7 protein-coding genes and 8 pseudogenes are annotated in these 12,863 nt (G+C 62.7%); 9 read left to right on the top strand and 6 right to left on the bottom strand.

Annotated elements, in window-relative coordinates:
* The first annotated feature begins 203 nt into the window (after nt 1-203).
* From AC2RP6_RS01340 to AC2RP6_RS01330, 3 genes and pseudogenes are all read left to right on the top strand, one after another.
* Entirely contained in the window at nt 204-1,286 is a 1,083-nt protein-coding gene (locus AC2RP6_RS01340) for an IS110 family RNA-guided transposase (RefSeq protein WP_486444386.1), read from the top strand.
* Nucleotides 1,287-1,315: 29 nt separating this feature from the next.
* Nucleotides 1,316-1,504: pseudogene (locus tag AC2RP6_RS01335) on the top strand (integrase core domain-containing protein); the annotation flags it as partial.
* Nucleotides 1,505-2,939: 1,435 nt separating this feature from the next.
* The gene (locus tag AC2RP6_RS01330; RefSeq protein WP_486444421.1) at nt 2,940-3,251 is read left to right on the top strand and encodes a hypothetical protein; all 312 of its coding nucleotides are present in this window, start codon (nt 2,940-2,942) and stop codon (nt 3,249-3,251) included.
* A 10-nt stretch (nt 3,252-3,261) separates the two neighbouring features.
* On the opposite strand, the pseudogene AC2RP6_RS01325 reads toward AC2RP6_RS01330, so the two are convergent.
* Nucleotides 3,262-3,482: pseudogene (locus tag AC2RP6_RS01325) on the bottom strand (IS5 family transposase); the annotation flags it as partial.
* Between AC2RP6_RS01325 and AC2RP6_RS01320 the strand changes: the two are divergent.
* Nucleotides 3,384-3,620 (top strand): hypothetical protein, encoded by a 237-nt coding sequence (locus AC2RP6_RS01320; protein ID WP_486444630.1) that lies wholly within the window; start codon nt 3,384-3,386, stop codon nt 3,618-3,620. The pseudogene AC2RP6_RS01325 and the gene AC2RP6_RS01320 overlap by 99 nt on opposite strands.
* Here the strand turns inward: AC2RP6_RS01320 and AC2RP6_RS01315 are convergent.
* Nucleotides 3,595-4,424: pseudogene (locus tag AC2RP6_RS01315) on the bottom strand (IS5 family transposase). The gene AC2RP6_RS01320 and the pseudogene AC2RP6_RS01315 overlap by 26 nt on opposite strands.
* Before the next feature lie 272 nt (nt 4,425-4,696).
* A pseudogene (locus AC2RP6_RS01310) lies at nt 4,697-5,375 on the bottom strand (IS5 family transposase); the annotation flags it as partial.
* An 88-nt stretch (nt 5,376-5,463) separates the two neighbouring features.
* On the opposite strand from AC2RP6_RS01310, the gene AC2RP6_RS01305 reads away from it, so the two are divergent.
* On the top strand, nt 5,464-5,907 hold the full coding sequence (locus AC2RP6_RS01305) for a hypothetical protein (protein WP_486444420.1): 444 nt from the start codon (nt 5,464-5,466) through the stop codon (nt 5,905-5,907).
* Here AC2RP6_RS01305 and AC2RP6_RS01300 read toward each other — a convergent pair.
* Nucleotides 5,904-6,893 (bottom strand): annotated as a pseudogene (locus AC2RP6_RS01300) (IS630 family transposase); the annotation flags it as partial. The gene AC2RP6_RS01305 and the pseudogene AC2RP6_RS01300 sit on opposite strands and share 4 nt — an antisense overlap.
* An 80-nt stretch (nt 6,894-6,973) precedes the next feature.
* On the opposite strand from AC2RP6_RS01300, the pseudogene AC2RP6_RS01295 reads away from it, so the two are divergent.
* Nucleotides 6,974-7,703: pseudogene (locus AC2RP6_RS01295) on the top strand (IS5 family transposase).
* Between the two features lie 16 nt (nt 7,704-7,719).
* On the opposite strand, the gene AC2RP6_RS01290 reads toward AC2RP6_RS01295, so the two are convergent.
* Together AC2RP6_RS01290 and AC2RP6_RS01285 are read right to left on the bottom strand one after the other, a co-directional pair.
* Nucleotides 7,720-9,135: a pyridoxal phosphate-dependent decarboxylase family protein gene (locus tag AC2RP6_RS01290; protein WP_486444419.1), complete on the bottom strand. Its 1,416-nt coding sequence runs from the start codon at nt 9,133-9,135 to the stop codon at nt 7,720-7,722.
* An 829-nt stretch (nt 9,136-9,964) separates the two neighbouring features.
* The gene (locus AC2RP6_RS01285) at nt 9,965-10,912 is read right to left on the bottom strand and encodes a class I SAM-dependent methyltransferase (protein ID WP_486444418.1); all 948 of its coding nucleotides are present in this window, start codon (nt 10,910-10,912) and stop codon (nt 9,965-9,967) included.
* Nucleotides 10,913-11,121: 209 nt separating this feature from the next.
* Here AC2RP6_RS01285 and AC2RP6_RS01280 point away from each other — a divergent pair.
* The 3 genes and pseudogenes from AC2RP6_RS01280 to AC2RP6_RS01270 all read left to right on the top strand — a co-directional run.
* Nucleotides 11,122-11,403, top strand: a pseudogene (locus tag AC2RP6_RS01280) (transposase); the annotation flags it as partial.
* Nucleotides 11,370-11,561: pseudogene (locus tag AC2RP6_RS01275) on the top strand (IS481 family transposase); the annotation flags it as partial. The pseudogenes AC2RP6_RS01280 and AC2RP6_RS01275, both read left to right, overlap by 34 nt.
* Nucleotides 11,562-11,811: 250 nt before the next feature.
* Complete coding sequence (locus AC2RP6_RS01270) at nt 11,812-12,639, top strand: GNAT family N-acetyltransferase (protein ID WP_486444417.1); 828 nt, start codon at nt 11,812-11,814, stop codon at nt 12,637-12,639.
* The last annotated feature ends 224 nt before the right edge of the window (nt 12,640-12,863 follow it).

Genomic DNA, 12,863 nt, shown 5'->3' with positions numbered 1-12,863 from the left:
TCTTCCGGTTGGTCTGACCCACAGACCAACCGGCCATTCGTGCCTTGTTGCCGATGTGTCGCCCGGCCGGGAGAACGTGTGCGGCTGCACCGGCGGACCGCCGGATGTGACCTGATAAGAGCCTGGCTCACGCGCCTCATCGCAGTTGTGTCCCCTGTGCTCCATCGGTGCGGCTCCATCCACATGGACCGCCAGGAGGACAGGTGCCCAGCAGCTCCACCACGAGCGTGACCCTCGGAGTCGACACCCACGCAGACATCCATGTCGCGGCCGCCCTCGACCAGCTCGGCCGGCGACTGGGCACGCTCACCGTTCCCTCGACACCACAGGGCTACGCCTCCCTCGAGTCCTGGGCGGCAAGCATGGGCACCATCGAACAGATCGGTCTGGAGGGCACCGGTTGTTACGGCGCCGGCCTGTCCAGGTGGATGCGGCAGCGGGGTCATCGAGTCTTCGAGGTCAACCGACCTGACCGCCAGACACGACGGCGCCGCGGGAAGTCTGACGCAGTCGACGCCGAGGCCGCGGCACGAGCGGTGCAGGCCGGCGTCGCTACGGCCATACCGAAGACCGGCGATGGTGCCGTCGAGATGATCCGCACCCTCAGGGTCGCCCGCCGCAGCGCGATGAAGGCCCGCACCCAAGCCGTCAACCAGCTCAGATCCCTGATCGTGACGGCTCCCGACACTCTTCGCGAGCGCATCCGCGGCCTCCACCGGTCGGAGCTGATCCGCACCGTCACTCGCTGGCGGACGGGAGCTGAACCGGACACGCTGACCGCAGTCACCAAGCTGGCGATGAGGTCCATCGCCCTCCGGTATCAACAGCTCAGTGACGAGATCGCAGGACTAGACCGTCACCTGCACAGGCTCGTTAGCCAGGCAGCAGCCGAGCTCATGGCCGTCAAGGGGCTCGGCGCCGAGACGGTCGCAGCCCTGCTCATCGCCGTCGGCGACAACCCCGAACGGCTCCGGTCCGAGTCGGCCTTCGCCCACCTCTGCGGCGTCGCCCCCATCCCCGCTTCTTCAGGCAAGACCAGCCGCCACCGCCTCAACCGCGGCGGCGACCGCCAGGCCAACCACGCCCTCTACATGATCACGGTCACCCGCATGGCCTGGGAACCACGCACACGCGCCTACGTCGCCCGCAGGACAGCCGAAGGCAAGACGAAGACCGAGATCATCCGCTGTCTGAAACGGCACATCGCACGCGAGATCTACCGGCTGCCCGTCCCCCGCATCCCAGCCCAGCCGCCGTCCCAACAGGACCTGGCAACCGCAGCCTGACCGTCCTTGACAGCTATAAGAGCATCAGCAAAGTCGAACGCTTCCACCGCACCCTGCCCGACGAACGGGCCTACCAAAAGCCCTACCAGTCGAATAACGCGCGGACCCAGGCACTGACAGACTTCCTCCACACCTACAACCACCACCACAGCCACACCGCACTCGGCGGACACCCACCCATCAACCGAATCAACAACGCTGCCGGTCAATACACCTAGGGCGTGTGTCGGGAGTGCTCTAGGTTGGCTGACGTGAGTACGCGGGGGCGGAGTTACCGATACGTCGGACCGGTCGAGCTAAAGGGCTGCGGTCCGGCCTGACAGCGGCGGGTGCCCGGTCGGCTCGGCGGCTGACTTCGACAGCTGGATCGCTGAGCTATCGGCAGCAGAACTGACCGAACCGTTCACCTTCGTGGTCGGCGTGGACGGTGTGCTTCGGCTGGCGCCGCGACGGAGCGAGCACGTGGCCTATGCCGGCGGAGCCATGGTCTTGAATGCCGGCGAGATTGGTTTCGTGCGCAAGCGGGACCGGTGGGCTGTGAGCATGGTCAGCAACCAGTCCACCGGATACTGCCCCGACATCGGCTCCTGGTCGGCAGTCGCTCGAGCGGCACCTTCTATTTACACGGATCGTTCACGGAATTCCTCCCTACCTGTACGGAAGCGGTTCCACTCGGCCTCCGAAGGCGGACGTAACCTATGGCCATCATGTGATCACTTAACGTGAAATTCACTTCCGCTGCATGAACCGCGCGGTAGGGTCGGCGGGAACTCGCCCAGGGGCGCATGCAGTACATACAAGGCTGATCGGCAATTACGTCATCCCCCTCGGGCCCGAGTCGCCATGTGCGACACGGCAGAATCAGCCCACGCTCGGTAGAATGCACACAATGGACAGTGCGGGGAAATGAGGTATGGAATACTCAGGAGTTTCGGGTTGACGGCAGGTGTTCTGGATATGTAGCCACCCCCGAACAAGCAACGAGGGAGTGCGGATGACTATTTAATTGTTTTCGATCTACTAAGATCCTGTCGGCGCTAGGAGCGCTATGCTGCCCCACTTGCAATACGCGACTGCCCTACATTCTGCTTTCCTCGATGAAAGAATAGCCCCTACTGTGCTCGCCGTCCGCACTATTGACTCGGACTCAATATATGAGCTGGTGGCCATAATTTCGTGGGATGACCTTACTTTGCGCTGGTCGTCCAGTACTGGTTGGCGCTACGAGCAGTGGCAATTCGGCGGGGGCCGTCTACCATTGAGCGATTTGGCGGCTCCGACTGCAGTAGCGAGTACGGTGGCTCTCCTCCTCAAGCGACGCCCGCTGGTGGAACGCCACGAACGGTGGAACGAGGCACGTTCCCTGGCCGTTGCCATCGGCAGCTGGGAGTGCCGCAAGCAGCACCTGGGGCGTGTGTCGGGAGTGCTCTAGGTTGGCTGACGTGAGTACGCGGGGGCGGAGTTACCGATACGTCGGACCGGTCGAGCTAAAGGGCTGCGGTCCGGCCTGACAGCGGCGGGTGCCCGATCGGCTCGGCGGCTGACTTCGACAGCTGGATCGCTGAGCTATCGGCAGCAGAACTGACCGAACCGTTCACCTTCGTGGTCGGCGTGGACGGTGTGCTTCGGCTGGCGCCGCGACGGAGCGAGCACGTGGCCTATGCCGGCGGAGCCATGGTCTTGAATGCCGGCGAGATTGGTTTCGTGCGCAAGCGGGACCGGTGGGCTGTGAGCATGGTCAGCAACCAGTCCACCGGATACTGCCCCGACATCGGCTCCTGGTCGGCAGTCGCTCGAGCTCTGGACGACGTAGGGATCGAACGGCCCTCCAGCTTCACCCACGAGGTGGTGTTCCGCCGGTGTCCTGTCTGCCAGGAGCACAACATCGTGCGCGAGGACGACTTCGTCTGCGTCTTCTGCGGCAACGATCTGCCGGAGATGTGGAGCGTGGATCCCATCGTGTGATAGCCGAGGGTCACAGCCACTCGTTGATGGCCGCGACGAGGACGGTCGCCTCGTAGCGGACCGCGAGTTTGTCGTATCGCGTGGCGACAGCGCGCGGTGTCTCTTGAGGCGGTTGATCCCGCACTCCACCGCGTGACGCTCGCGGTAGTCGACCGGATCGAAGTGCGGTGGCCGGCCGCCGCGGCAACCGAGCTTCCGGCGGTTGCGGGCCTGGTCAGCCTTGTCGGGGATGACATCGGCCATGTGCGTCACCCTATCGAGGTCCGAAGCGTCTACGACGTGACGGTCGGTGGCGGAGTGGTAGGTGTGAACGGCCGCACTTCATTCTCTGGTTATGAGTTTTTCAGTTCGTGGTCGACTCTCGTGTGAGCCTGCGGCTCATCAGGTCGATCATCGCGATGCGGATTATCGCTTCGGAGCGGTGCGGGTGGGTTTCGTAGTCGCGGGCGAGGCGGCGGTGGTGCACGAGCCAGCCGAAGGTCCGCTCGACGACCCAGCGCTGCGGGATGACCTTGAATCCTTTCTGGCCTGGGTCGTGGCGGGTGACCTCAACGTCGATGCCGAGGATGGCGCCGTGTTCGATGGCCTTGGTTCGATAGCCGGTGTCGGCCCATGCCTTGGTGATCGTGGGGTGGGCCTTGGCGATGTGGGAGAGCAGGTGGATGCCGCCGGCGTTGTCGGAGACGCTGGCCGCGGTGACCCAGACCGCGAGGAGGAGGAGGCCGAGGGGGTCGACGCCGATATGGCGCTTGCGTCCGGCGATCTTCTTGCCCGCGTCGATGCCTTGCCCGGCGGTCGGGACGTTGGCAGAGGTCTTGACGCTCTGGGCGTCCAGCACGCACGCGCTCGGTTCGGCATCCCGGCCTGCGGCCTCCCGAACCAGTCGGCGGAGCAGGCCGTTGAGCTGGTCGAGCACTCCTTCCTTCTGCCAGGCCGCGAAGTATCCGTAGACGGTTTCCCACGGCGCGAAGTCGTGGGGAAGGTAGCGCCAGGGGATCCCGGTCCGGTCCACATACAAGACCGCGTCCAAGATCCGATGCAGGTCGTGCTCAGGCGGCCGCCCGATGTCCAGGCCTTCCCTCTCCGCTCGGCCCGCCAGGCCGACAGAATGGGCTCAAGTAGTTCCCACCGGGCATCGGACAGGTCACTCGGATACGGCCGCTGTCGGGACACGTTTCGATAGTTCCGTCGGCAGGCACGCAGCCACAGGGCGCAAACAGGGGTGACTGGGGGCGCCTTGGGATCAGACAGGAGCGAACGGGCGGAAACGTCTCCGGCGATCGAGTCAGCCGTCTCTCACATCACGGGTAACGACCCTGACCTCAGCAGCCCCAGCCCACTCAGCCACCCATCCGACCGTCAAACACCCCCGACGGGACAAAACGCTCTTTTAGAGGGCGTTTCATCCTGTTGTTTGATCCCGGATTGCTGGGTTGATTGTGGTTTCATAGGCCGCGCCAGGTCTGGGTGGATTCGGCGGTGAGTCTGCGGGTCACGAGGTTGATCATTGCGAGGTTGATCATGGCTTCGGAGCGGTGTGAGTGGGCTTCGTAGTCGCGGGCGAGGCGTCGGTGGTTCATGAGCCAGCCGAGTGTTCTCTCGACGGTCCAGCGTCGTGGGAGGACTGAGAATCCCCTGGTGGTGGGGTCGCGTCGTATGATGTGCATGTCGATGCCGAGGGTGGCGGCGTGCTCGACGAGGTGCTGGCGGTAGCCGCCGTCGACCGGTCTTGCGGACGGTGGGATGCTCGGCGGCGACTCGTTCGATGAGGGTCTGGCCGACGGTCGACGAGTCCTGCACTCTTGCGGCAGTGACCACGACCGCCAGGAGGAGTCCGACGGTGTCGATGACGATGCTCCGCTTGCGGCCCACGATCTTCTTGCGGGCATCAATTCCTTGCTCGCAGATGGGTACGTTGGTGGAGGTTTTGAAGCTCTGGGAGTCGATGACGCAGGCGGTCGGTTTTTCCTCCCAGCCTTCCTGCCTGCGGATTTGACGTCGCAGGAGGCTGTTGAGCTGGTCGAAGACGCCTTCTTCCTGCCAGCGGGCGAAGTAGGCGTAGACGGTGTTCGAGTGCGGGTGGTCGTGCGGAAGGTAGCGCCATGGGATGCCGGTCCGGGTCACTAGGGAGCTGTGCGAGTTCGGATCTGTGTCGGGACGAACGGAACGCAACCGGGGTGCCCCGGCCGACGCGGCCCGGCAGACTATTCGAGTGATCTTTCGATTGATGCCAGGCACCGGGCTCGTCCTCCCAGCGAACGCAGGCGTCCTGCGATTCGGCATGACCGAGCATGCGGCGCAGTGGACGGCGTCAACTCTGGCGGACATCCGCGCCGGCGGGTGGATGTGCGGAGCACACTGGACCTTCTTCTTCGTCCACCGCGGCATCCTGGTCACGGCCTATGCCTGCACGGCTTGTGCCGAGCAGGCCATGGGGCACTTGATCGTCGAGCGGACCGAGCGCGTACTGGACCGGGCCGCCGACGTTCCGGTCGCCTTCGGCGACTTAGACCTCTTCGGCTACCCAATCCATGAACTGACCGACGTCCTCGAGCCGTCGGACCGCAAGCTCCTTCTGTCCGCAGACGTCAACCCTCAGAGCACGCACTACCTGTCCGCCGTACGCCTCGACGCCTGTGAAGGCGACCGCCGCTAGTCTTCTGAGTCAGGAATTCTGTTCAGATAGCTGGTGAGGCGTTCAAGGATTTCGTCCGCGGTCCTGGTCCAGACGTAGGGCTTGGGATCGCTGTTCCACGCGGCGATCCAGGTCCGGATGTCCTGTTCCAGGGCCTGGACGGTCTTGTGAACGCCTCGCCGTATCTGCTTGTTCGTCAGCTCCGCGAACCATCGCTCCACCAGATTCAGCCAGGACGACCCGGTGGGTGTGAAGTGCAGGTGGAATCGGGGATGGGCCAGCAGCCAGGTCTTGATGGCCGGGGTCTTGTGGGTGGCGTAGTTGTCCAGCACCAGGTGGACCTCCACGCCGGCCGGGACTTCCTTGTCGAGCTTGATGAGGAACTTCTTGAACTCCTCGGCGCGGTGGCGGCGGTGGAGTGAGCCGATCACCTTGCCGGTGCCGACCTCGAGGGCGGCGAAGAGGGTGGTGGTGCCGGCGCGGACGTAGTCGTGCGTGACCCGCTGCGGGACACCGGTCATCATCGGCAGGACGGGCTGCGAGCGGTCCAGCGCCTGGATCTGGGATTTCTCGTCCACGCAGAAGACCAGGGCCCGCTCCGGCGGGTCGAGGTAGAGGCCGACGACGTCGTGGACCTTGTCGACGAAGTACGGGTCCGTCGACAGCTTGAAGGTTTCCGAGCGGTGCGGCTGCAGGCCGAACGCCCGCCAGATCCGTGACACGGTCGACTGCGACAGGCCTGTCTCCTTCGCCATCGACCGCGTCGACCAGTGCGTGGCGTCCTTCGGTGTCGACTCCAGCGTCCTGGTGACCAGCGCGGCGACCTGCTCGTCCGTGACCGACCGTGGACCGCCGGATCGCGGCATGTCTGCGAGGCCGGCGATCCGGTGCTCGACGAACCTCGCACGCCACCGGCCCACCGCATGCGCGGTCGAGCCGAGCCGGGCTGCCACGTCCTTGTTCGAAGCGCCTTCCGCACAGGCCAGAATGATCCGGCAGCGAAGTGCCCACGCTAACCAAGCCTACACATCTGAACAGAATTCCTGACTCAGAAGACTAGGCAGTGTCTTCAAATGCTCACCTCTTGATGGATCATGGTGTCGTGATACGTCGCCATGAACTGTCTGATGCCGAGTGGGAGTTCGTCCGGCCGCTGCTGCCCGAGTTACTGCGGGGGCTGAAGCGGCTGGACGACCGCAGGGTCCTGAACGGGAGTTCCGGACCGGGACAGCCTGGCGGGATGTGCCCGAGCGCTACGGGCCGTGGGCCACGCTGCACACGCGTTTCCGCAGGTGGGCGGTGGACGGGACGCTCGACCGGATGCTGCGGGCCGCTCAGGCGAAGGCGGACGCGGCGGGCGATGTCGAGTGGCTGGTGTCGGTCGATTCCACAGTCATCCGCGCTCACCAGCATGCGGCCGGGGCCCGAAAAGGGGGCTCTGAGACCCGGCCCTTGGTCGGTCCAGAGGCGGTCTGACCAGCAAAATCCACCTGGCTTGTGACGGCCGTGGCCGTCCGCTCGGCTTCGTCCTTACGGGAGGCAACACCAACGACTGCACCCGGTTCATTGCCGTGATGGAAGCGATTCGGGTGCCCCGGCTCGGGCCCGGCCGTCCCCGGGTCCGGCCCGATCACGTCCTGGGCGACAAGGGCTACAGTTCCAAAGTGATACGAACCTGGGCATACAAGCACCGCAACGTGGTGGAACGGTGCTTCAACCGTCTGAAGCAGTGGCGTGGGATTGCCACCCGGTACGACAAAACCGCCGAGTCCTATGAAGCAGCCGTCACCCTCGCATCACTCCTGATGTGGGCGTGATATTTGACGACAAAACCTAGAGGGCAACCTCCGAAACCGCCTCCTGAAATGCTGCCTGAATGTCGCGGATGCCCTGGAGTACATCGTGCTCGTCGGTGCGCCAGTTGGTAACCGAAATCCTCATAGCCGACCTTCCGTGCCATTTCGTTCCAGTCATGAAGGAGGACCCGTTCGCCAGAAGTAGGCGAACCACCGATTCCGTCACATTTTTTTCGCCGGAATCGAAGGTAACGATCACTTGGTTCAGGCACACATTATTTAGTACGGTAATGCCGCATACTGATTCGAGCTCGCTCGCAAATATTCGAGCATGAGAGCAGCAGCGCTCCACGAGATCGGAGATCCCATCCTTCCCGAGGGAGCGCATTGCCGCCCACACTGCAAAACCCCGGGCGCGCCGAGAGAACTCTGGGACAAGCTCGAAAGGATCAGGCAGACCCTTGCTTTGGATCAAATAGGGGGCAGTTGACCCCATGGCGCCACGATGGGAATCTGGATAGCGAACGATCGCCAGGCCGGAATCATAAGGAACATTGAGCCACTTATGTGCATCTGTTGCCCATGAATCGGCATCACCAATTCCATCGACAAGGGGCCCGGTTTCAGGAGAAGCCGCAGCCCACAACCCGAAGGCACCGTCGACATGAACCCATCCACCTGCGGCATGAATCATGGGAATCAGAGTTGAAAAATCATCAAATGATCCCGTGTTTATGTTTCCTGCAGAAAGGCATACAATGATCGGCCCATCTGCACTCTTAAGAATGCTTCTGAGTGACTCAGGGAGCATTCGGCCTTGATCGTCAGTCTCCGCCAATTGAAGATGACTACCGTTACCTATGCCGAGATAGCGGAGAGCCAAGTCTATAGTCGCATGTCGATCTCTGCTTGCCACTACAGTTAGAGCTGGGCTTCCATCAATGCCATCTTCTTCAACGTTCCATCCATAATTCGCGAGCACGTGATGCCTGGCCGCTGCCAAACAAGTAAAGTTAGCCATACCTGCGCCAGTAACAAATCCTACACTCGAAGTGGATGGAAGCTTGAGTACATCAAGCAGCCACTCCGAGGCAATTACCTCGACGGCCGCCGCTGCCGGCGAAGTAGCGACCAGCCCCGCGTTCTGGTCCCACACACTAGTCATCAGATCAGCACCAAGTGCTGCTGGCAGTGTTCCCCCGATCACAAAACCATAGAATCGCCCGGACCCGCTCGCTACTAGACCAGACTCAGCTCCTCGTACGAGTAGATCAACTACTTCTATTGGATCCATCCCCTCCCGGGGCAGCGCGCCGCCAAGCACATCTTTTATGGAGCTTGGTTCTGCCTGTGCGGTTATCGCCATATGTGAGGGGCGAGAAAGCCAAGAAGAACCGTGCTTACCGACTCTATCAAGAAGCCCGTCATAAGTGTGCTTGAATTCGCTGGTCATCTTCTCGTCTTTCGTGAAGGACTTATTTCTGATCATCCCGTACGCTGGGGTGGGAGGAGACGGGAGCCTGTATTGCCTATAAATGACGACAGAAGCTTATGTATCGCGATAAAAACTTGCCTTCGAAACGAATCGGATGATGCTGCCATAATGAAGGCCGAAAGATTATTCGGCGCGAGCATCTTTATGCGCACGACAATAGAGGAAACGGCGGCTCCGCCACGCCGAAAAATTCACCAAGGCGCCGGATGGAAAATCCGATCCGTGGGTTCCCAATGATGCGTGATGTCCGAAATCTCTCTCCCTCGCGCCCAGGGTCGCGTCGATAGACCCCGCTCTCGTCGCTTCGGAGAAAGCGACCTTTTCGCTTGATCACCGCTCCATTCAACCCTCGAACGCGCTATTCAGGCCTGCTTCCTTGGCTGAAACGGACACCCCCGGGACCGTTCGTCCGAACCAAGAAAGCTGACCCAATCCTCGTCAAGGGACGCTGCCTACTGCGACAGCGCCTCTGGCGCAGATCATTTAATCCTGAGCCGACCGACGGGCTGGCCGGCATGACTAGGCCCGCCCACCAATCAGCCGGCCCGATGCTACGCGTGCTTGGCTTGTCGAGCACCGGTTTCTGGCAGGCACAAACCTACGTTTCTGTCCAGCTCGCCACAGCCGAACTGACCGACAATGGCCCCTGCAACGAGTCCAGGGTGTTCAAGTGCGCCTTGACGACAGTCGGCATCTCCCATGAGGAATCACGCCTGTCGATTGCAGACGTACTGCAAGGTGAAACGCTTGAATCCCATTATTTATTACGCACTTCATACGACGCTGCTTAGGCGATCCGCGTGGCGATAGTCTCTAGATAGGAGCTAGGAATCGCAAATCCGTGATCAGACATGACATTTGCCTGCGTCGCAAGATCAATTAGCTCTTTCTCGAGCGCTTCCCCGTCGGCAACGGAAACCGCTGCGAATGCCTTGTGTACCGGTCCATAGAAAGACTTAAATGAGTGCACAAAATCTTGCGCTGAGGCTGCGCGGAAGACGTGGTGTCGGCGTTCAAATTTCATTTCAACCCCGCCGCCAAAAATCTCGGTTACTGTTTCCTCTCTTCCCCAGTTTAGGGGTGAGGATACTCCCGTCGGCGGCTTGACGTATCGGGTCACGATCCGGAGCAATTGACCAATGAAGCCATCGGGAGTCCAGTTGGTCACACCTATCTTCCCGCCCTTTCGGCATACACGCTTAAGTTCAGAAGCCGCAATGCTTTGCTGAGGGGCAAACATCACGCCGAACGTCGATAGCACGAAATCAAATTCCGCGTCATCGAAGGGGAGAGCCTCCGCGTCCGCAACCTGGGTTACAAGATTCAGCTCCTCTGCGAGGGCTCGCCGAGCAGCTTTCTCAAGCAACTCTGGCACGTAATCTGTCGCGGTGACTCGACATCCACGGCGTGCTGCTGCCAGCGAGGCGTTGCCGTTTCCTGCAGCCACATCGAGCGCTGCGGACCCTGCCTGAACATTTAGCGTTTCGGCAAGAAGTTCGCCAACAAGCTGCAAAGAAGTGCCGATTATTGCATAATTCCCCGAAGTCCACATAGCCCTTTGGCGATCTTTGATCGCCGCGTAATCGACAGCCGAGGATTCCATTCTCAACGCTCCGTAATTAGAGAGGTGATTTCCAGTGGAACAGTCCCCGCGTTTTCGCAGATCCAGCCGACTGGGTTTCCCATTAAGTTTCAAGCAATTACTACTACTGGTGCTTGAGTAGGTGATACTCATACATTCGGGATGGGCGCGTTACGGAGCGTGATGCTCTGGCGAACGGTGAGTTATCGTAACGGCGCACCGAGTGACGCAAGTATCGGCAGGTGTGATTGTAAGGAATTCGGTGTAACTCCGATCATGGATGAGTGGCGTTTGTGACCAGTGAGAACATAGTCAAGGCGTCTGAGACGGGGTCTGGGCCTACGGCTGCGGATGACCGCTTCATCGAGGAACTTGTGGTCCGGGCCCAGACGGAGGGCTTGCAGTTGACGGGTGAGGGCGGGCTGCTCCGGCAGCTGACGAAGCGGCTGCTGGAGTCCGCTCTCGAGGGTGAGATGACCGGTAACCTCGGGTATGACCGGCAGGATCCGGCGGGGAAGAACGGCCAGAACTCCCGTACCGGCAAGCGGGTCAAGACCGTCATCACCGATGCCGGCCTGGTGACCGTCCAGGTTCCCCGGGACCGTGACGGCGCCTTCGAGCCGCAGATCGTCCTACCGGCACAGTGATCCGCCGCTACGAACGCGAGCGGCCCGGCGAACTCGTCCACGTGGACGTGAAGAAACTCGGCCGGATCCCCGAGGGCGGCGGCCACCGTGCCCTGGGCCGCGAGGCCAGCCGCAGAACCAAGTCCGGCGTGGGCTTCGACTACGTCCACTCCGCTGCTGCCTGCTCACGGCCCGTCTGCCGGGTTTCCGTTGTGAAAGAGAGAGCACCGGCCTTGGCCTCACTGTCTGGCATGGCGCGGGTTAGAGCGTCTTCACCGTCTGCGTCTGGCAGTTTCCTGGCGGGGCTGTCTGTGCGTGTCATGCGGCGGTTTGCTGTCGGGCGGGGTGAAGCTTGGCCATCAGCACGACGCGGGAAGGTGGATTCGGGTGGTTACGGCAGTGGCAGGGGCGGGTGCGGAAACGAGGGTGCGGCCACATGAGGCCGGAGACCGCGCGGCGGTGCTGGAACTCGTGACCGCGGATCTGCTGCCTGGCCTGCCCACCCCGACGTTCGCCGACCTCGACCAGGCGCTGGAAGGCACCTGCCCCCACAGCCCTGGAGTCCGGGCCGAGCTGGAGGAGGTGTGCACCGAGGTCCTCGCCTCGCCGGACGGGCAGGTTATGGGCGCGGTTTCCTGGGCGGTGCGGTCCTCGGACGGGGCGGGGATGCTGTTGTGGCTGCACTGCCTGGAGGACGAGCAGCACCTGGCCCGGGCGCTGATCGAGCGTGCGGTGGCCCGGCTGGGGCGGCGCACGGTGCACGCGTATATGGAACCCACCGCCTTGGCACCCGCCGGCCTTCCCTTGCGCATGCGTCCCGGTACGCGCCGGGCGCTGGAGGCGTGCGGGTTCTCCGGTACCGAACGCTCGCGCTTTCTGCACCGCCGTCTGGATGACCGTGGGGGCCGGCTGTATGCGGTCGCGGATGTGGTGGAGTGCCCGGGGCTTCCCGGCTGGCGGCTGCAGTTGCGCGAGCGGGACGGCGCCCGGATCGGTGAGGCCCTCGTCGGTGTCCCTGTTGACGGGTGCGCGGCATTGCGGTGGGTGAGCCTGACCCCGGCGCGCCGCAGCATGGGCAACATCCTGCTGGAGCAGTGCCTGGCGCATCTCGCCGACCGCGGAGTCTGCGAGGTGACCACGGTTCTGCCTGCTCCCGCAGACGGCGAGCCGGACCTGGATGCCGCCCTCGCCCTGCACACCGCGGCCGGGTTCGCCGAGATCGACCGGCTCCACCTCTACACCCGCCGCCCTTGAACGCCTCCCACCGGCCCTCCCCCACACCGAAGCCGACCGGACCGCCCGACAGGGGGGCTGATCGCCGCAGACCGTCTGCCCGGCCAGCATCCGGCGCGCACACTGTGCTCGCACCAGCAGATGAAAGCGTGCCGGGAGTGGAGACGCTCGTGGTCTGCGGTATGGAACGTGACAGGGGTGGTGCGCTGCCAGGTGCGGGCTGCGGACGGGGCGGGTCTGATCGT

Source organism: Streptomyces sp. WAC03905 (genome assembly GCF_057371075.1).
The sequence above is the reverse complement of the archived record's forward strand: the minus strand, read 5'-3'. Positions and strand labels throughout refer to the sequence as shown.